Below are 18,889 nucleotides of genomic sequence, written 5' to 3' on the forward strand. Positions count from 1 at the left end.
GTATTCATTTTGGCGGCCTTTTTATTGTCTGGAATAAATTGACGCACTATGTCCGAAGTACACTTTAATACCTTGCCGCAGTGGCTCGAATGGATCGAAAGCAGTCACCCGGTCGATAAAATCGAATTGGGGCTGGACCGCCTGCGTAAAGTGTTTAATAAGATGGCGCTGGATTTCAGTAGCAGTCGTATTGTTATTGTCGGAGGCACTAACGGTAAAGGTTCTACGATTGCGATGCTGGATCAGGTACTTCGGGATCAGAGTAAATCAGTAGGCTGCTTCACCTCGCCTCACTTTCTGCGTTACAACGAGCGGATCAAGCTCGGTGGTCAGCCGGTCAGCGATACTTTGATTGTCCGGGCTTTCGAGGCTATTGAGCAGTGTCGGGCTGGCGTTCCGCTTACCTATTTTGAATATAACACTCTGGCAGCATTGCATGTTTTTGCGTCTGAGCAGCCCGATGTTATGTTGCTTGAGGTGGGGCTTGGCGGCCGGCTTGATGCCATCAATATTGTCGATGCTGAAATTTCTGTTGTGACGACTGTCTCGATTGATCATGTTGACTGGCTGGGGGATGATCGGGAGCAGATCGGTTACGAAAAAGCCGGTATTTATCGTCAAAATTGTCCCGCAGTATGTGGGGATCTAAATCCTCCACTACAACTGGTTACGTACGCTAATGAGATAGGTGCTGAGCTTTATCTGCGTGGTAGGGATTTTGATCTTCTTCAGCAGGAAGGTAAGGGCTGGATTTGGCAGGGTAAGCAGGCAGATGGATCATTGTTTGAAATCTCCGGTCTTCCTGCGCTAACGTTGCCTGAGGCAAATGCGGCGACTGTTATACAAGTGCTGCAGCTACTGGATATGATGCCCCAGTCAGCTTCCCTTGGTCTCAGTCTTAAGTCAGCTTCATTGATGGGGCGGATGCAGCCCGTTTTTATTAGCGGAATCGATTATATTCTTGATGTGGCTCATAACCCTGAGGCGGCGGAGTATCTGGCAGAGCAGTTGTGCTCTAAACCTGTAGAAGGTAGAACCCTAATGGTTCTGGGTATGTTGGCTGATAAAGATATCGATGAGGTGTTACGTTATCTTAAGCCGATAGTTGATAGCTGGTATCTGGCCGGATTGGATGTTCCCCGTGGGCAGAGTGCACAGGCGCTGAGTGAAAAACTCAATCAGCAGGGGGTTAAGGTTACTCCTCAGTCGGCTTATGATACTGTTCAACTTGCACTTAAGGCTGTTGAAGCAGACGTTAAGCCCGGTGATAGAGTGATTGTTGCGGGTTCGTTTTTTACCGTAAGCGCTGCATTAACAGCACTAAATATGGATGATAAAGAATAGTGAATGACGGCTTTAAACAGCGTCTTGCCGGCGCGTTAATACTTATTTTGGCAGCAGTAATCCTGATCCCGATTTTTTTTGATGGTGCTGGTTATCGAGAGCGTCAGCTCGAAAGTGCTATTCCACCACCGCCGTTTGAGCCAGAGTTGGTGACGATAACCCAGGAAAATAAACAGCTGCCGGATACTACTACCCCCGCACAGCCTTCAGCGCCAGTTACTATTGCGGTAATGCCTAAGAAGGTGGCCGAAGAGGTGGCAAAGCAACAGCCAGTAATTAAGCAGCACGAAGACCCGCCGGCGCTCGATCAGCAGGGTGTCCCTGTTGCCTGGAGTCTTCAGTTAGCCAGCTTTAAAGATGAGGATAATGCAAAGGGTTTGCGACGAAAGCTGATTAAAGCGGGTTATAAGGTCTATATTCGTAAGACTGGAGATCTGGTGAGAGTTTTTGTTGGGCCGGATATTCAGAAAACTCGACTGACCGAGTTGCAGCAGAATATCCACAAAGAGTTCGATCTGGATGGCATTATTGTCCGTTTTACTACACGATAAACGTTGGGTTACGGTAATAGCTCTGGTAGAATCCGGCTCTTAATTTTAGACCCTGAAGTAGAGATCTGGAATGGTACTAAACTGGGCCGATTGGGCAATTATCGGCATCATTACAATTTCTGGCCTATATAGCCTGCGTGGCGGTTTTGTGAAAGAAGCGCTATCGCTGGTCACCTGGGTTGCCGCCTTTATTGTTGCTCGATTATTTGCCCCGTCATTGAGTACGCTGCTGGATGATCTTCTCCAGACTCCCTCGCTACGCATTGGTGCAGCCTTTATTCTTCTCTTTATCGCCACACTTATGGTCGGCGCTGTGATTAACAATCTCATTAATATGTTGGTCAGTGCGACCGGGTTGAGCAATACCGACAGGGTTTTAGGCATCGGCTTTGGTGTTATCAGAGGTGCTCTGATTGTAATTGTAATCTCTGCGTTACTGGTGCGTACACCGGTTACTCAAGATATCTGGTGGTCTGAGTCTCAGTTGATTCCTCACTTTTTACTGATGGAATCCTGGACCCGAGACACCGCTGCTGAGATTGGCCAGATGATCTGGAATCTTAGTGGAACTAATAGTTAATCAGTTTTTAATTTATACTTGCTGTATCTAACCTAATACCTGAGGTAGCTTAAATGTGCGGTATAGTTGGCATCGTAGCCAAATCTAATGTAAATCAGACTATTTTTGATGCATTGACAGTGCTACAGCACCGAGGCCAGGATGCCGCCGGTATGGTGACTTGTGAAGCAGATCGCTTCTTTATGCGTAAGGATAATGGCCTGGTAAACGAGGTGTTCCGTACCCGTCACATGAAGCGCCTAATGGGCAACATGGGTATTGGTCACGTTCGCTATCCTACGGCGGGCAGTTCTAGTTCGGCAGAAGCCCAGCCTTTTTATGTGAATGCGCCTTATGGCATCGCCTTGGCTCATAACGGTAATCTAACCAATACAGCGGATCTGCGCGAGCAGATGCGTAAAGAGAACCTGCGGCATATCAATACCACTTCAGACTCTGAAGTGCTGTTGAACATCCTGGCTCATGAGCTACAGCAGATCGGTAAGCTGATTCCGACGGCTGATGATATTCTTACCGCGGTTAAAGCCGTTCATAGTCGCTGTAGTGGTGGTTATGCAGTAGTGGCTGTAATTACCGGGTATGGCATTGTCGCGTTTCGTGATCCTCATGGTATTCGTCCGCTTGTTTATGGTCAGAAGGAAACCTCTGACGGATTCGAATACATGGTGGCATCCGAATCAGTCGCTTTGGATATTTCGGGTTTTACCCTGGTGCGTGATATCGCTCCTGGTGAGGCTATCTTTATCTCTCAGGACGGCGATGTGCAAACTATGCAGTGCGCTGAGTCCTCTGAATTGCATCCATGCCTGTTTGAATACGTCTACCTGTCTCGTCCAGATTCGATTATTGACGAAATTAACGTCTATAAATCCCGTATGCGTATGGGGGTGAAGCTGGCCGAGAAGGTTGTTCGTGAGCGTCCGGATCATGATATCGATGTCATCATTCCGATTCCTGATACCAGCCGCACCTCAGCGTTAGAGATGGCTCACCATCTGGGCGTTAAGTTTCGTGAAGGTTTTATTAAAAATCGCTATATCGGCCGTACCTTTATCATGCCGGGTCAGACTCAGCGGGCTAAATCTGTTCGCCGTAAACTCAACCCAATTGAACTTGAGTTCAAAGATCGCGTTGTAATGCTGGTTGATGACTCTATTGTTCGGGGTACTACCTCTAAGCAGATTGTTCAGATGGCTCGTGAGATGGGTGCGAAGAAAGTCTATTTTGCATCTGCAGCGCCAGCGGTTCGCTATCCCAATGTATACGGCATCGACATGCCATCGGTTAAAGAGCTGATTGCGCATGGTCGTACCGATGACGAAGTGGGTGAAGAGATCGGGGCTGACTGGATGTTGTATCAAGACCTTGATGATCTGAAAGATTGCCTGTTGGCAGGTAATAGCTCCCTTAAAGGTTTTGATGCATCTGTGTTTGATGGCCAGTATATCACCGGTGATATTGATGATGCTTATCTTCAGCGCATCGAAGATGAGCGGAATGATAATGCTAAAGGCGGCAGTAAAAAATCGTCTACCAATCAGAATGCTGACCTGCACGCGACGATCTAGGCTAAGTAGGTAGTGTTCGTGTTGTAATTACGGAAACTATTTCCGGGAACTATTTACAGGAACTATGGCAGATGTCCAAGCCCAATTTTGAACGTCCGGAGCGGATACAGTTTGAGGATGCTGACTATGAATTCAGCACCCTTGCTATCCGTGCTGGGCAACATCGGAGTGATGAAGGTGAGCATAACGATGCCATCTTTCCGACCTCCAGTTTTGTCTATTCTACTGCCCGTGAAGCTGCAGCGCGTTTTGGCGGATCAGAAGAGGGGAATATCTATTCCCGTTTTACCAATCCGACGGTGCAGGCTTTTGAAAGACGTATGGCTGCGCTTGAAGGCGCTGAGCGTGCTGTAGCAACATCTTCAGGTATGGCTGCCATCCTTAGTACTTGTCTCTCATTGCTGCAGCAGGGCGATCATGTGATCTGTTCACGCAGCGTATTTGGGTCGATAGTATCGCTTTTTGATAAGTATCTCAGCCGCACCGGTATCAGTGTCACTTATGTGGATCCTACCGATATTAATGCTTGGTCTGCTGCGATAATTCCAGCGACCCGGATGTTTTTTTTAGAGACGCCGTCTAACCCGTTAGCTGAACTGGGTGATATTGAGGCGGTATCTAAGTTGGCGCATGATGTTGATGCGCTAGTAGTGGTCGATAACTGCTTCTGTACACCCGCACTGCAACAGCCTTTGAGGCAGGGTGCTGATATCGTCGTTCATTCGGCTACTAAGTATCTGGACGGACAGGGACGCTGTGTAGGCGGTGTTGTTGTTGGGCGTGATAAAGAGATGGAAGAGGTCTATGGCTTTATCCGTACCGGTGGGGCTTGTCTGAGTCCGTTTAATGCCTGGGTCTTTATGAAAGGCTTGGAAACACTTGATCTGCGCATGAAGGCTCATAGTGCGAGCGCACTGGAAATGGCGCTCTGGCTGAGTCAGCAACCTGAAATCGATAAAGTCTATTACTCCGGATTAGAAGATCATCCGCAGCACGCTTTGGCTAAGCATCAGCAGCTGGCATTTGGTGGTGTACTTGCTTTCGAAGTCAGAGGAGATAAAGAGGCTGCATGGCGCTTTATTGATGGGACTAAGATGATTTCTATCACCGCTAATCTGGGTGATGTAAAGAGTACAATTACCCATCCAGGAACCACTACTCACGGACGTATGAGTGCTGAGGCCAGGGCTGAGGCTGGGATCAAAGATAATCTGATACGCCTTTCAGTTGGGCTGGAGTCGGTTGAAGATATTAAGCGGGATCTGCAGCTGGGGCTGGCTGCTATCTGAAGTATTATGCTCTAAAGCGCCCGCCTGATGTAGATCGGTGCGGGTTTTTTGTTTTATATATCAATATGATAATGGGTTATTGTAATCTGTTTTCTAGCATCAGGATGCGAACGTGAAGATAGTGCTGGCGCCGATGGAAGGTGTTGTTGATGCCCCGATGCGGGAGATGCTAACCCGGGTCGGTGGAATAGATCAGTGCGTCACGGAGTTCGTTCGGGTCTCTGAACGGGTGTTGCCTGCTAAAGTGTTTCGTAAAATCTGTCCTGAGCTTTTCAATGATAGTCGTACCAGCTCGGGTACTCCGGTGGTATTGCAGCTGCTGGGGAGTGATCCCCAAATTCTGGCTGGAAATGCACGTAAAGCAGTGAGTATCGGGGCTAATGGCATCGACCTAAATTTCGGCTGTCCGGCCAAGACTGTCAACAAAAGCAAAGGTGGGGCTATTCTCCTAAATGAACCTGAGCTGGTGCACAAGATCGTTTGGTGGGTGCGTCAGGCGGTGCCGGATCATATCCCGGTGACGGCCAAGATGCGCTTAGGTTACAGTGATAAATCCCTTGCACTTGAAAATGCATCAGCCATTGCTGACGCCGGGGCTAGTGGTCTTACGGTTCATGCCAGAACGAAAGAGGAGGGTTACCGCCCACCGGCACATTGGGAGTGGATTTCAAGGATAAGAGAGCATCTGTCTATTCCGGTTACAGCGAACGGTGAGGTATGGAGCTGGCAGGATTATCAGCGTTGTCGTGAGGTTAGTGGTTGTGATGATGTAATGATTGGTCGCGGACTGGTGGCTGCGCCAGATTTGGGTTTGCGTATCAAAGCCTTGCAGCGGGGCGACGATCCTGATCACCTGAGCTGGGATGAGATGCTGGTACTACTGCAGCAGTTTATGGATATGGTTGAGCTGCAGCTGGCACCCAAGTTTGTGCATGGGCGGATCAAGCAGTGGCTGAAGATGATGTCCCGTGAGTACCCTCAAGCGATGCCGATGCTGCAGGAGATGAGATCGTTGACTCAAGTAGTAGAGGTTAGGCAGTTCCTACACCAATATTCTGAATAGTTATCAGCTGCTTCAGCTAAAGCGTATCGGCTGACGCTGCGCACCCCAGTTACCCGGAAGGGCTTCAAATTTCCCTGCCAGTGGCGTTTTACAGGCGCAGCAGCAGCCCTCCTCATCCACATTCCAAAGTCCCAGTTGATATTGAGACCGTTCAATTAATAACTGATCGCATTGACTACAATAGGTTGAGCCGCTGTCGATGGCCGCTACATTACCGGTATAGACATGTTTAAGGCCACTGTCTAATGCTATTCTGCGGGCGCGCTCCAGGGTTTCCAGGGGCGTGCGAGGGTACTCGAGCATTTTATAATCTGGATGAAATGCGGTGAAATGCAAGGGGATATATACGCCTAGATTATCCCTGATCCAGTCACACATCGCCTGAAGCTCATTAGGATCATCATTTTCACCGGGAATTATCAGGTTGGTAATCTCTACCCAGCAACGGGTTTCATGAACTAGATAGGTCAGCGTATCTAGTACATTTTGCAGGTGCCCACCGCAAAACTTGCGGTAAAACTGTTCACTGAATCCTTTTAGATCAATATTAGCCGCATCCATATGACTGAAAAACGCTATCCTTGGCTCAGGCATTACAAAGCCTGCTGATACAGCCACTGATTTAATATTTCGCTCCTTACACACCTGTGCTACATCGATGGCGTACTCCATAAAGATGATTGGGTCGTTATAGGTGTAGGCAATAGATCGGCAACGGGTATTAACACAGGCGTCGGCAAGTATTTCTGGAGAAGCATGACTGGCCAGAGTATCCATCTGTCTTGATTTGCTCATATCCCAGTTCTGGCAGAACTTGCAGCTGAGATTGCAACCAGCTGTACCAAAGGAGAGCACCGGTGTGCCGGGCAAGAAGTGATTCAATGGTTTCTTTTCAATGGGGTCTATACAGAAACCACTGGAGCGCCCGTAACTATAGAGCACGACCTTCCCAGCTTCATTACCTCGTACATAGCATAGACCGCGCTGGCCCTCTTTTAGTTTGCATTGGTGGGGGCAAATATCGCACTGCACACGCCCTTCTTCGACAGGGTGCCAGTAACTAGTTGGGTGTTGCGGCTTCAAGATTGTCATAGGGCTTAACGTCCGGCTCAGGACTATACTCAGTGTATTGCTGTCTTTTATAGGATCAGTGTATATGAGAATTAAGCAGTCTGCCGTGGCAGGCATGTTTTACCCGGAAAACCCTGATGAGCTTGCTGTTATGGTGAGCCAGCTACTGGTTGATAATCCGCAGCAAGGCTGCATGCCCGTCGCTATCATGGTGCCCCATGCTGGCTTGGTTTATTCGGGGGGCGTTGCTGCCAGCGCTTATAACCGCATTAGGCCTTATCTACCAATGATATCCCGTATCGTTTTACTCGGTCCTGCTCATCGAGTCCCTTTGCTGGGTATGGCGGTGATGAGTGCTGACCTGTGGCGAACACCGCTCGGGCAGCTTAGATTGGACCGTGATCTGAATACTGCACTCACCGATGAAACCCTGGTGGTGGTGAACGATGTTGCTCATGCCCGTGAGCACTGCCTGGAGGTTCAACTGCCTTTTCTGCAGTTACTTGATGGTGGGTATGCGGTTTTGCCTATTCTGGTAGGGCAGACTCCGGTTGAAGAAGTTGCTGCGCTGATAGGCAGAGTGCTGCGCGAGCCTGGTACGCTGATATTAATTAGCAGCGATCTGAGTCATTTTCATCAATATGATGAAGCTAGTCGTATTGATCAGGCAACTCTCCAGCAGATTAATCAGCTCAAGCCTGTAATTAAGCCGCAGCAAGCCTGTGGTTGTTATGCCCTTAATGGCTGGCTGGCCTATGCAGCTGAACAGGGGCTTCAGGCGGAGTTTCTTAGCTATTGTAATTCTGGGGACACAGCCGGTGATTCTAATAGAGTAGTGGGGTACTCATCCTATGCCTTCTATTGAGTGTTATAGCGCAGAAGAGCAGGAGATGTTGCTGACCCTTGCGCGGGGTACGGTCGCCCGTGGAGTGGCAGGTAAAGAGCCTGAGCTTTCTATTGAGTTTCGAATTCCTGCGGCGCTCGAAAAACCACGAGCCTGCTTTGTAACGCTAAAGGTTGATGGGCAGCTAAGAGGCTGTATTGGTAATCTTGATGTAAACAGCTCGCTTGTTGAGGCGGTATTACGTAATAGCTACCTGGCAGCTTTTCGTGATCAGCGATTTCAACCGGTTAGTGAGTCTGAATTAGAGAGTATTGAATATGAGATTTCAGTACTGACACCGATGGCGCCGTTAACGGTCAGTAGTGAAACGGATCTTATTGCCAAGCTAAGGCCGGGTGTCGATGGGCTGGTATTTGAAGCGGACGGCCATCGATCAACCTTTCTTCCTTCTGTCTGGGAACAGCTGAATAAACCTGAGCAGTTTCTCAGTCAGTTACGCCTGAAGGCTGGGCTTGCGGCAGACTACTGGAGTAGTGGTGTCCAGTGCTGGACTTATCAAGCGATTAAAATAGGAGAAGTAGATAGTGATTAGGGTTGAGGTTGGCGATATCACTGCTTTGAGAGTAGATGCTATTGTCAATGCTGCTAACAGCTCGCTGTTGGGCGGTGGAGGTGTTGATGGTGCTATTCATCGGGCAGCTGGGCCGGAATTATTGGTGGAGTGTCGTAGTATTGAAGGTTGTCCGACCGGAGAGGTGCGCATTACACAAGGCTATGATCTGTCTGCAGACTTTATAATTCATACGGTAGGGCCTATCTGGCAGGGCGGTGGTCGTGATGAAGCCCGGTTGCTGAAATCCTGTTATCTCGAATCTTTAAAGCTGTGCCTGGATAGAGGTATTCAAAGAATCGCTTTTCCGGCCATTAGCTGTGGTATTTACGGCTACCCTAAACAAGAGGCGGTGGGCATAGCGGTTAAAACCATATCGGAGTTGTACGTAAGTTATAGGTTGAATGAGGTGATATTCTGCTGTTTTGATGAGTCGATGGCTAAGCTTTATCGGGACCGAATAGAGAAGCAGCGACTAGGTTGATAAGTTAAGTAGGGAGCAGATAACCTCCTTTGATTCACTTTTTTATAGACCAAAAAGCCTTTCAAGAGAAAGGCTTTAATTTTTTCTGATCTGATTTTGATTAATGCTTGAAATCGTCGACATCATTAGTGATATCAACATCTACCTGATCGGCTGGAATTTTAAAGTCATAAACGCGTTCCCATCCTTCTGATTCCGGGGTGCGCTCCCAAACCGTTCCCGCGTTATATTCGACCAGCTCTGTGAGTGAAGGGTCGAGTCCGGTCATTTTTGACACATCAACAGGTAATAGGTTGGTCACTTCATCTTCAAGAAACTCTGGAGTTTCATAGCCGGTAAACATTCGCCATCCGGTATCATTCAGATGAGCAGGGACGGTTTTGTACATGAAACGTACCGGTAGTTTTTCCTCAAACACCAGTTTAGAGACAAGTGCCAAAAAACCATTTTTGGTCTGGGCGGTTTCATCATCTTTACTTAAAGGCTTATCGATATCTTCGATACTCATAACAGCTCCGGCCTGGTGGTATTTAAAGGCGGCCATTTTACGCTGTTTTGCTGAGGAAGTTTAGAGTTAACCGCTGATCGTTAACAGATAAGGGAGGGTTAGGTGAAAAAAAACTGCCAGCGGATGATCCACTGGCAGTTGCTTGCATTAAAGCATTATCTAGCCAAGCTTTTCAATCAGGGTTTTTAGGTTGGCTTTCAGGTGCTCGGCCTGATCTGCTGGCATCTGAGCAAGCAGGGCGGCTTCTTCTTTAATAGCCAATGCCTGCATCTTGGTAGCTGTTTCAGTTCCTTGAGCGGTTAGCTTCAGGGTCTCATTGTCGATAAATTCAACCAGGCCTTTTTCTACCATCCAGTCGGCAGATTGTCTCAGGGCTACTTCGGGTTGCATTACAATCTCGGTTAGGTCGCTTATTTTTGATTCAGTACAGCTGATCATTCTGGCCATAATGCGCCATTCTTCCGGATTGATGCCGCATTCCTGCTTCAATTTTGGATAAAGATCGGCGCTAAAGCTCTGGTAAGCTCCACGCAGGAGATAGAGTAGGTAGTCGCCTACAAAGTTGTCCTCTGCTGCGGTCTTTTCACATGGACTTGAAGCCTTAACCATTTCTGGATGTTGTGCGGAGACGGCATAGCTACCCCGGGCAAAAACCAGTGGTTCTACACTGTCGTTGTAGCGGTAGTTAATCACTTCGCCTACTAAAATCAGATGGTCGCCACCGTCATAAGTAGCCCAGGTTTTACATTCAAACTGTGCAGCATACTCATCCAGAATTGGGGAACCACCCAGTCCAGCTGAATACGCAGCGTTGGCAAATTTGTCTTCGCCGCGGCTGGCAAAGTTGTTAGAGGTGGAAACCTGATCTTTGCCTAAAACATTAACTGCAAAGTTCTCTGCGTTCTCAAATGCTGACAGACTGTGAGCGCCCTTATCTATGCTCCATAGCACCAGGATTGGATCCATTGACACAGAGTTAAAGCTACTGGCTGTTACACCAACAGGGTTGCCTTCAGCGTCCAGAGTGGTAATAACAGTTACACCAGTAGGGAACTGAGATAACGCACGGCGGAAATCTTTAGGGTCAAATGCTGTCTGAGACATGGAGGTCACCTTTTATTAATAGGAGTCGCTTTGATTATTATGTTTCTGTCTGCGCCAAGCTACGAGAAACTTCATATGTTAACTAATTATAGATTCAATGCTGACAGTTAACATATATTTTTCACTGCTTTAATTGTACTTTTCATAGTTTAAACCATTATATAAAACTAGCAATAAAGCGGGCTAATGATTTTAAGTTGTTATTTATAAAGGCTATTTAACTTTTTCTCTGTATTCGCTTGCTGTCACGCCTGCATTTCTGCGAAAAAATCTTGCGAAGTATGCCGGATCTTTAAAGCCTAATTGATAACTGATTTCGGTAATGGGCGCTACTGAATAAGTCAGCTGTCGCCTGGCTTCCTGCATTAATCTTTCCATAATCAATCGTTTTGATGGAAGGCCAGCCAAGCGCCGACAGATCTCATTTAAGCGAGCTTCGGTAACACTGATCATTTCAGAGTACTGAGTCAGCGTCAGATGTTCACAAAAATGGGCTTCTATCAGCTCATTAAAACGGTGAAAGATCCGTACATCTTCTTTCCGGGTTTTCTGTTTAGGTTGTTTTTGGTCAGACAGTCGCGCTATATCAATCAACACTAACTGTAATAACGCTTTAAGTGCCAAGGTATGTTCCATGCTGGTATGGTCATTTTCATCTGCCATCAGTGTTAACAGATGTAGCATGCGTTCTGCAGTTGGATCTTTTGCCGGCTCAAGAGCCACGCAAAGAGGGCTAGTCATAAAGCTTTTGCTGGCCAGACCTGTAGGGATCATCGCTCCCATCAACTCCCATACCAGCTGCTGTCGGGCAGTTATTACATGGCCTGTCGCATTATTATCAGTGACAAAGGCATGGGGAATCGTTGGTGGTGTAAAGAAAAACATCGGTCCTTTAACGGTGTAACTTGTTTCATCCAGGTGTACGCGCACCGTTCCATTAAGAATGACATGCACCTGATAAAACCTATCATGATGATGCACGGGCATATTTCGGCCAAAAAAATCCGCCATCTTCTCATGATGTGCATAATGGATCTCTGCATCTACATAATGCTCATCGTAGGCGTGGCCTATATCTATATTGGGTATGGTGTCAGTATTAGCCAGGTTGCCTGACGGACTTTGGGCAAGCGGTGTTGAACGACTACTCATAGACAGCCTCAAAGTTAGATAATGAAGCAAGTGCACAGATCCAGATATTGATCGGATGCCGATGCAACTCAAGTATGGATTATTCTACCCTTTGTGCAAACTGGTTATAACCCTATCCATGCTCGTTTTATTATAATGTTAAAAAACAATAAGTTATAATAAATAAATTTATGGAATGAGGCATAAAAGTGGAATATTAATTCATATGTTAACTATCAAAAGTACAAGCGAGCCTATGAAACATCCCTTTTATTTAGTTAACTTGTGAACAATAATGAATGCATCATTAAGACAGTATGTTCAGCAAGAGATTATTGAGCACGCTGTGTTGTAACAACAGAATAATACACACAAGGTACTGAACGATGGAAAGAACAAATCCAATGTTAGTTGAATTGAAAAAAATTCTACCTGCAATCGCTGCTAATGCTGTACAGGCTGAACAGGAACGTAAAGTACCTGACGAGAATATTCGTCTTCTAAAATCAATCAATCTGCACCGTGCGCTTCAGCCTAAGGCTTTTGGCGGTTTGGAATTGTCATTGCCTGAAGTGACTGATTGTGTTGCAGCGCTTGCCGGTGCTTGTGGCGGTACAGCATGGGCGTTTAGCCTGCTTATCACTCATAGCCATCAGATGGCTATGTTCTCTAAACAAGCTCAGGATGAGTTCTGGGGTGAAAACCCTGATGCAACGGCAAGCAGCTCGATCGCTCCGTTCGGTAAAGCAGAAGAGTGTGAAGGTGGCGTAATATTTAATGGTGATATGCGCTGGAGTTCAGGTTGTGATCACGCAGAGTGGGCTATCCTTGGCTTCCTGCGCGACAACAAAGAAACCGGTGCAAAAGATTACAGCTTCGGTGTCATTTATAAAGATGACTACGAAATCATCGATGATTGGTATTCTGCGGGTATGAAGCCGTCAGGCACTAAGACTCTAAATGTTAAACAGAACACATTTATCCCTGAGCACCGTATTGAGAAAGCTAAGGCGATGATGACCGGTGAATCTGCTGGTTTCGGTCTGTACCCTGACAGCAAGATCTACTACACCCCATACCGTCCATACTTTGCTTGTGGTTTCGCTTCTATGGCGCTAGGTATTGCAGAGCGTATGCTAACAGTATTTAAAGAGCTGACAGCGAACCGTACTCGTGCCTATACAATGGCTGCTTCCGGTAAGGAAATTCCACCTCTTATGCGTCTGGCTGAGTCAACTCATCAGGTAATGGCTGCACGTGCCTTCATGGAAAAAACCTGGGATGAGCACAAAGAGTTTGGTGAGCAAAACCGCTACCCAACTGATGCTGAGCTTGCTTTCTGGCGTACTAACCAGGCATATGCGATCAAGATGTGTGTTGAAGCTGTTAACCGTTTGTTTGAAGTGGCTGGTGGTTCTACCTGGATTCACGATAATGAAATTCAGCGACTGTGGCGTGACTGTAATATGACTGCAGCACATGCTTATACTGACTATGATGTTTGTAAGCAGGTTCTTGGACGCTCGTTGATGGGTATGGATCCAGATCCTACAATGGTATAACGCTCATTGGCTATAAAAAAACCCGCGTCTATCGCGGGTTTTTTTTGTTTCATCGTATTGTAATGAGTAAGAGTATGAGGAAGGGTGTTTTAAATATTATCTATATTAAATAGTGGCTTGCGTACGATACTTAATCTCATAAATAGGTTTTTAATTGTCTGATTTGTTTTTGTACATCAGTTGGTCAGACTTTTCTAGCAGGCTATTCAGGTCAAGTTTATTGCTGAAATCAACAGGGCAGATGCCGGCGCTAAATTCCAGTTGATATTGAAAGCCTGACTTCTCATTAAAGTCATTTACCTGGTTGCGTAAACGCATCATTGAGTCGAGGGCTTGTTCCTCTGTGGTGTTGGTTAGCAGAACTGAAAACTCATCCCCTCCCATACGTGCATACAGATCTGATTCTCGGAAAGTATTCTTGAGTATATCCGTGAAAGCAATGAGTGCTTTATCTCCTTCGGCGTGACCAAATTGATCATTAATTTGCTTAAATTTGTCCAGGTCTATGGCGATAAGCGAGGCGGGCAGGCCATTGCGGGCTGACATCTGTAGAGCTTTCTCTGCAAGCATCGCAAAGCCTCGGCGATTCGATATCATTGTAAGGTCATCGAGCGTCGCTAGCTGAGATGCCGCCAGTTCCTGCTCTGCCATATCTGCAAGGTCTCTCAGGGCTTGCAGGTCTTCTTTGCTAAGTTCTCTTGGTTTCTGGTCTATCAGGCAGAGAGTACCCATCTTGGCGCCGTCGTGGGCTTTTAAGGGGCAGCCGACATAGAGCCTGATGCTTGGGTCCATTGTTACCAGTGGATTGTCTGCGAAGCGTTCATCTTGAGTGGCATCCGGAATATTAAATATTTCGTCGCCTAGAATAGCGTGACCACAGAAAGAGATATCTCTGTGGGTTTCGGCTGCATCGAGGCCAGTGGCAGACTTAAACCACTGTCGATCTTCATCAATCAGGCTGACTAATGCTATCGGAACATCGAACATTCTGGCCGCTAGTCTGGTTAGTCGGTCAAAGCGTTCCTCTGCCTGGGTGTCGAGAATCTTGAGTGATCGAAGCGTATTAATTCGATCCGTTTCATTGATAGGTTTATCAGGTGTCTTCACGAACAATTCCCTATTAAAATTAAGGAGATATCGATCTATTCTTGTTTAACAGTATTGCACACAAGATGGCTAAATGAACTCGTGAGTAACCATTCTGAGTTTTAATGAGGTCTATGGAAATGAGATAAAAGTCGAAGCATTGATAGACCTTGCCTCTGGTTTGCCTGGTGCTTTGTGCGTAATCTGCCTGTCGCAATCAGATTTAATATCTGTTCTATTGATTATAGGTCCTAATTTTTTACTGTGATTTACCCGTTTGGTGCTTACTGATTGTGTTATCTCCGGTTGCAAGGGCCTTTTACGGCTCAAAAGTGCTAGAATCATCGGAGTTTGTATCTGCCAATCTGGGCTGTCATCTTGTATCAATTGAATAGGTTTGCATGAAAGCACCAAAATCTCTACACGGATTGATTGATGAAGGTTTGATTGATGAGGTTATTAGCCGTCTCATGAGTGGCAAAGAGGCTGATATCTATATCGTCAACTGTTCCGGTCAAATACGTTGTGCCAAAGTTTATAAAGATGCTGTGAAGCGTAGTTTTAAAAATGCTGCTCAGTATCAGGAAGGCCGTAAAGTGCGTAGTGGTCGCCGCGCCCGGGCTATGGAAAAGAACTCCGCCTATGGTCGTAAGCAACAGGAAGAGATCTGGCAGAACGCTGAAGTGGATGCGTTGGCCAGACTCCATCGTGCAGGGGTGCGAGTGCCTGAGACATTCGGTTGTATTGATGGTGTCTTGTTGATGGAGCTCGTTATAGACGATGAAGGTGATGTTGCACCTCGTCTAGGTGATGTGCTGTTAACAGAGGAGCAGGCGATCGAAGATCATACGGTGATGATGCATTACGTGAAGCTAATGCTTTGTGAAGGTATTGTTCATGGCGATCTCTCTGAATTTAACGTGTTACTTGATGAATATGGGCCGGTTATTATTGACCTGCCTCAGGCGGTTGATGCTTCAGCAAATAACAGTGCGCGATCGATGTTGCTTCGTGATGTTAATAATATGACCCGTTACTATTCGCAGTTTTCACCGCAGTTAAGTTTGTCTCGCTTTGGTGAAGAGATGTGGTCGATGTATGAAGAGGGCGAGTTAAAGCCTGAAACTGAATTGACTGGTCTCTATGATGGTGACGCCGAGAGTGCTGACGTAGATACCGTGCTGGAGGAGATCAAAGCGGTGATGCAGGAGGAGAGGGAGCGTCAGGAGCGTTTGAAAGACGCGGAAGAGGCTTAAAACACGACTTCTTAGAAGTGTGGATGACGTAATTTAAGTAAATAAAAAAACCGCCTATCGGCGGTTTTTTTGTCAGTATCTAAAGTTTACGCAGTTGCGATCACATTAGATGTTTTGTCGATGTAAGAATCGATCTGAGCTTTGATTATCGCCGCCCTGTTTCTGAGACCGGTTGAGCCCGGCCATCACTATTACCTGTTCCGTTATGTATTCGAGGCGATAATATCTCGTAACACCATCGGCAAGATGCCTTTATGACGTATTTGATCCAGCTCTGATGAGGTGTCGATACGCGAAAGCAACTCTATTTGCTGAGATGAACCATCCGCCCTGCGAATGGTCAGCTCCACAGATTTTCTAGGCTTAAGTGTATTAATACCATCCAAGTCAAAGGTTTCTGAACCATCCAAATTGAGAGAAGCGCGTGTGACGCCTTGCGGTAATTGAAGCGGTAAAACCCCCATTCCCACCAGATTAGATTTGTGAATACGTTCAAAACTTTCAGCAATAATCGCTCTGACACCTAGTAAAGCAGGCCCTTTGGCGGCCCAATCCCGTGACGAACCAGTGCCATAAAGTTTGCCACCAAAGACAACGGTGGACGTGCCTTCTTCACGGTAACGCGCAGCGGCGTCGTAAATGGACATTTGAGCAGGTTCACCTTCAGACGGGTGATAATTCGTTACCGCGCCAGTGGTGCCAGGTAGCATCAGGTTTCTGGCTTTAGCATTGCCGAAAATACTGCGCAGCATCACGTGGTGGTTGCCTCGGCGTGACCCAAGCGATGTCAGGTCGCCTTCTGCAACACCTTGTGAGATCAGGTATTCGCCAGGAGGAGAGTCCGGGCGTATACGGCTTACCGGAGAAATATGGTCTGTGGTTGTGTTGTCATCACACATCACCAGCATGCGTGCCCCTGAAATATTGTTTAACGCGTCTTGTGGTGTTTCCAGTGAGAAACCGTCGAAGAAAGAGATTTCCTGGATGTAGGTCGAATCTGGATCCCAGTCATAAACAGGGCCGGTAGGTGATTCCAGGTTCCGCCACGTATCAGGGCCGTCGAGCGCATTCTCATAGGTTTCTCTGAAGGCTTTCGGATCCAAACATTCAAGCATGGTCTGAGTAATTTCAGCGTTGCTGGGCCAGACATCTTTAAGGAAAACATCGTTTCCTTTTGCATCCTGACCAATTGGTGAGCTGGTCACATCAATATTCACGTTGCCCGCAATTGCCATGGCAACGACCAGCGGTGGTGACATAAGGAAGTTGGTATCAACATCCGGATGCACGCGGCCTTCAAAATTTCGGTTACCGGATAAAACAGATGCAGCGATAATATCGTGGTTTTGCAAAGCTGCTTCAATGCTCGGTGCCAGAGGGCCAGAATTACCCACGCAGGTTGTACACCCATAACCGGCGGTATTAAAGCCTAGTGCATCCAAATGCTGTTGCAGTCCCGCCTTGGTTAAAAAGTCGGTTGCAACCGGTGACCCCGGTGCCAAAGATGTTTTAACGCCATCAGGTACTTTCATCCCAAGCTCATTTGCTTTCTTGGCAAGCAAGCCAGCCGCAATCAATAAGCCAGGGTTAGATGTATTGGTGCAGGCCGTAATTGCCGCAATCACGATATCGCCGTCTTTTAACTCCCTTTCAGGTAACGCTGCGAAAATGCCTGCTTCGTCTGCTTTCATTGGAGTAACGTTAACGACTTCAGGCTTGCGTTCTCCTTCAGTCGACGCTTTTCTAAAAACGTTGCCAAGCTCAGCCAGCGGCAGCCTGTCCTGAGGCCTTTTAGGGCCAGCCACAGAAGTTTCAACAGTGGATAGATTAAGCTGAAGAAGATCGGTATAGCGTGGAAGAGACTGACCTGGCGTCCAAGCCATATTTTGTGCTTTATAAAAAGCGAGTGGCAGATCTCCATCCCTACCCGTTGCTCTCAGATAATCGGCAGAGATTTCATCAAATGGGAAAAAGCCCATGGTTGCGCCATATTCAGGCGACATATTGGCAATGGTCGCACGGTCAGGCAGGGAAAGATTGGCACACCCCTCACCGATGTATTCAACAAATTTACCAACAACACCACCTGGATATTTTCTCAACATTTCAGTGATCGTTAGTACCAGGTCTGTCGCGGTGACACCTTCTCTTAATGCTCCTGTGAGTTCAACACCCACCACTTCTGGGGCCAGCATTTGCATGGGTTGGCCAAGCATGGAAGCTCCGGCTTCAATGCCACCAACGCCCCAGCCCACGATACCTAAAGCGTTAGCCATTGGCGTATGGCTATCCATACCAATGAGGGTATCCGGGACCATCAGCCCTTTAATGTTGAGATAGCCTTGTGCCAAATACTCCAGGTTAACCTGATGAACAATGCCGGTTTGCGGAGGAATAATCCTGATTGTTTCAAATGCCTGCGCGCCCCATTTCAAAAATGCATAACGCTCTTTATTTCTGGCCGCCTCCAGTTCTCCATTGATTTTGAGAGAAGCGGGGCTACCTGTATTGTCCATTGTAACTGTGTGATCGATAACAAGGTCTGCGCGTACCAAAGGCTCAATTATCGCAGGGTCCATGCCCATGCGCTGAACCGCTGAACGCATAGCAGCAAAGTCGACAAGGGCTGGTGTGCCACTGAGGTCGTGCATTATGACGCGACCTGCCGTGAAAGGAATTTCGATCGGCTTTGTGCCTTGATGTTCTGTCCAGCTTCCAAGCGCCTGAACCTGCTCAGCGGTTACGCCGTTTTGGCCAACATTTCGGGCGATACCTTCCAGAATAGGGCGAAGAGAAAAAGGGAGTTCATCAAGTTTTATACCAAATAGTTCAGCGGTA

Annotated in this window: 17 protein-coding genes; 11 read left to right on the forward strand and 6 right to left on the reverse strand. The window is 47.2% G+C overall.

Features of this window, described 5'->3' with window-relative positions; genetic code table 11:
* Positions 1-48 precede the first annotated feature (48 nt).
* The 6 genes from folC to QZZ54_RS14680 all read left to right on the forward strand — a co-directional run bounded on the left by folC (position 49) and on the right by QZZ54_RS14680 (position 6,395).
* A complete protein-coding gene (gene folC / locus QZZ54_RS14655) occupies positions 49-1,344 on the forward strand; it encodes a bifunctional tetrahydrofolate synthase/dihydrofolate synthase (protein ID WP_290703484.1) in 1,296 nt (431 codons plus the stop codon).
* The gene (locus tag QZZ54_RS14660; protein WP_290703486.1) at positions 1,344-1,895 is read left to right on the forward strand and encodes an SPOR domain-containing protein; all 552 of its coding nucleotides are present in this window, start codon (positions 1,344-1,346) and stop codon (positions 1,893-1,895) included. Before folC ends, QZZ54_RS14660 begins: the two co-directional genes overlap by 1 nt.
* A gap of 70 nt (positions 1,896-1,965) precedes the next feature.
* Positions 1,966-2,475: a CvpA family protein gene (locus QZZ54_RS14665; RefSeq protein WP_290703488.1), complete on the forward strand. Its 510-nt coding sequence runs from the start codon at positions 1,966-1,968 to the stop codon at positions 2,473-2,475.
* Positions 2,476-2,528: 53 nt separating this feature from the next.
* Positions 2,529-4,043 carry an amidophosphoribosyltransferase gene (gene purF, locus QZZ54_RS14670; RefSeq protein WP_290703490.1) on the forward strand — a complete coding sequence of 505 codons (1,515 nt, stop codon included), beginning with the start codon at positions 2,529-2,531 and terminating at the stop codon, positions 4,041-4,043.
* A gap of 71 nt (positions 4,044-4,114) precedes the next feature.
* Complete coding sequence (locus QZZ54_RS14675; RefSeq protein ID WP_290703492.1) at positions 4,115-5,332, forward strand: O-succinylhomoserine sulfhydrylase; 1,218 nt, start codon at positions 4,115-4,117, stop codon at positions 5,330-5,332.
* Positions 5,333-5,444: 112 nt separating this feature from the next.
* Entirely contained in the window at positions 5,445-6,395 is a 951-nt protein-coding gene (locus QZZ54_RS14680) for a tRNA-dihydrouridine synthase (protein WP_290703494.1), read from the forward strand.
* 12 nt (positions 6,396-6,407) lie between these two features.
* On the opposite strand, the gene amrS is transcribed toward QZZ54_RS14680, so the two are convergent.
* Positions 6,408-7,487 (reverse strand): AmmeMemoRadiSam system radical SAM enzyme, encoded by a 1,080-nt coding sequence (gene amrS / locus QZZ54_RS14685; protein ID WP_290703496.1) that lies wholly within the window; start codon positions 7,485-7,487, stop codon positions 6,408-6,410.
* A 64-nt stretch (positions 7,488-7,551) separates the two neighbouring features.
* Between amrS and amrB the strand changes: the two genes are divergently transcribed.
* The 3 genes from amrB to QZZ54_RS14700 are packed head-to-tail and all read left to right on the forward strand — an operon-like array spanning position 7,552 to position 9,404.
* Complete coding sequence (gene amrB / locus QZZ54_RS14690) at positions 7,552-8,331, forward strand: AmmeMemoRadiSam system protein B (protein ID WP_290703498.1); 780 nt, start codon at positions 7,552-7,554, stop codon at positions 8,329-8,331.
* Positions 8,318-8,902 carry an AmmeMemoRadiSam system protein A gene (gene amrA, locus QZZ54_RS14695; RefSeq protein ID WP_290703500.1) on the forward strand — a complete coding sequence of 195 codons (585 nt, stop codon included), beginning with the start codon at positions 8,318-8,320 and terminating at the stop codon, positions 8,900-8,902. The genes amrB and amrA overlap by 14 nt, the downstream gene beginning before the upstream one ends.
* Positions 8,895-9,404: an O-acetyl-ADP-ribose deacetylase gene (locus QZZ54_RS14700; RefSeq protein WP_290703502.1), complete on the forward strand. Its 510-nt coding sequence runs from the start codon at positions 8,895-8,897 to the stop codon at positions 9,402-9,404. Before amrA ends, QZZ54_RS14700 begins: the two co-directional genes overlap by 8 nt.
* A 100-nt stretch (positions 9,405-9,504) precedes the next feature.
* On the opposite strand, the gene QZZ54_RS14705 is transcribed toward QZZ54_RS14700, so the two are convergent.
* The 3 genes from QZZ54_RS14705 to hpaA all read right to left on the reverse strand — a co-directional run bounded on the left by QZZ54_RS14705 (position 9,505) and on the right by hpaA (position 12,168).
* Positions 9,505-9,912 carry a DUF2185 domain-containing protein gene (locus QZZ54_RS14705; RefSeq protein WP_290703505.1) on the reverse strand — a complete coding sequence of 136 codons (408 nt, stop codon included), beginning with the start codon at positions 9,910-9,912 and terminating at the stop codon, positions 9,505-9,507.
* Between the two features lie 159 nt (positions 9,913-10,071).
* Positions 10,072-11,016, reverse strand: a complete 945-nt coding sequence (locus tag QZZ54_RS14710; protein ID WP_290703506.1) for a flavin reductase — start codon at positions 11,014-11,016, stop codon at positions 10,072-10,074.
* Between the two features lie 213 nt (positions 11,017-11,229).
* The gene (hpaA, locus tag QZZ54_RS14715; protein WP_290703509.1) at positions 11,230-12,168 is read right to left on the reverse strand and encodes a 4-hydroxyphenylacetate catabolism regulatory protein HpaA; all 939 of its coding nucleotides are present in this window, start codon (positions 12,166-12,168) and stop codon (positions 11,230-11,232) included.
* A gap of 365 nt (positions 12,169-12,533) precedes the next feature.
* Between hpaA and QZZ54_RS14720 the strand changes: the two genes are divergently transcribed.
* On the forward strand, positions 12,534-13,709 hold the full coding sequence (locus tag QZZ54_RS14720) for a p-hydroxyphenylacetate 3-hydroxylase oxygenase component (RefSeq protein WP_290703511.1): 1,176 nt from the start codon (positions 12,534-12,536) through the stop codon (positions 13,707-13,709).
* A 150-nt stretch (positions 13,710-13,859) separates the two neighbouring features.
* Here the strand turns inward: QZZ54_RS14720 and QZZ54_RS14725 are convergent, their stop codons facing one another.
* Complete coding sequence (locus tag QZZ54_RS14725) at positions 13,860-14,816, reverse strand: sensor domain-containing diguanylate cyclase (protein WP_290703512.1); 957 nt, start codon at positions 14,814-14,816, stop codon at positions 13,860-13,862.
* Between the two features lie 380 nt (positions 14,817-15,196).
* On the opposite strand from QZZ54_RS14725, the gene QZZ54_RS14730 reads away from it, so the two are divergent.
* Positions 15,197-16,051: a PA4780 family RIO1-like protein kinase gene (locus QZZ54_RS14730; protein ID WP_290703514.1), complete on the forward strand. Its 855-nt coding sequence runs from the start codon at positions 15,197-15,199 to the stop codon at positions 16,049-16,051.
* Between the two features lie 203 nt (positions 16,052-16,254).
* Here the strand turns inward: QZZ54_RS14730 and acnA are convergent.
* Positions 16,255-18,889 (reverse strand): aconitate hydratase AcnA (acnA, locus tag QZZ54_RS14735; RefSeq protein ID WP_290703516.1); only part of this gene is annotated, 2,635 nt, incomplete at its 5' end.

It is taken from the genome of Amphritea sp. (assembly GCF_016744155.1).
In the GTDB taxonomy this organism is placed as follows: domain Bacteria; phylum Pseudomonadota; class Gammaproteobacteria; order Pseudomonadales; family Balneatricaceae; genus Amphritea.

What these genes read in the sequence shown, in the direction of transcription:
- folC (WP_290703484.1), top strand. Translation starts at nt 49, where the DNA reads ATGTCCGAAGTACACTTTAATACCTTGCCGCAGTGGCTCGAATGGATC.
- QZZ54_RS14665 (WP_290703488.1), top strand. Translation starts at nt 1,966, where the DNA reads ATGGTACTAAACTGGGCCGATTGGGCAATTATCGGCATCATTACAATT.
- purF (WP_290703490.1), top strand. Translation starts at nt 2,529, where the DNA reads ATGTGCGGTATAGTTGGCATCGTAGCCAAATCTAATGTAAATCAGACT.
- QZZ54_RS14675 (WP_290703492.1), top strand. Translation starts at nt 4,115, where the DNA reads ATGTCCAAGCCCAATTTTGAACGTCCGGAGCGGATACAGTTTGAGGAT.
- amrS (WP_290703496.1), bottom strand. Translation starts at nt 7,487, where the DNA reads ATGACAATCTTGAAGCCGCAACACCCAACTAGTTACTGGCACCCTGTC.
- amrB (WP_290703498.1), top strand. Translation starts at nt 7,552, where the DNA reads ATGAGAATTAAGCAGTCTGCCGTGGCAGGCATGTTTTACCCGGAAAAC.
- amrA (WP_290703500.1), top strand. Translation starts at nt 8,318, where the DNA reads ATGCCTTCTATTGAGTGTTATAGCGCAGAAGAGCAGGAGATGTTGCTG.
- QZZ54_RS14705 (WP_290703505.1), bottom strand. Translation starts at nt 9,912, where the DNA reads ATGAGTATCGAAGATATCGATAAGCCTTTAAGTAAAGATGATGAAACC.
- QZZ54_RS14710 (WP_290703506.1), bottom strand. Translation starts at nt 11,016, where the DNA reads ATGTCTCAGACAGCATTTGACCCTAAAGATTTCCGCCGTGCGTTATCT.
- hpaA (WP_290703509.1), bottom strand. Translation starts at nt 12,168, where the DNA reads ATGAGTAGTCGTTCAACACCGCTTGCCCAAAGTCCGTCAGGCAACCTG.
- QZZ54_RS14720 (WP_290703511.1), top strand. Translation starts at nt 12,534, where the DNA reads ATGGAAAGAACAAATCCAATGTTAGTTGAATTGAAAAAAATTCTACCT.
- QZZ54_RS14730 (WP_290703514.1), top strand. Translation starts at nt 15,197, where the DNA reads ATGAAAGCACCAAAATCTCTACACGGATTGATTGATGAAGGTTTGATT.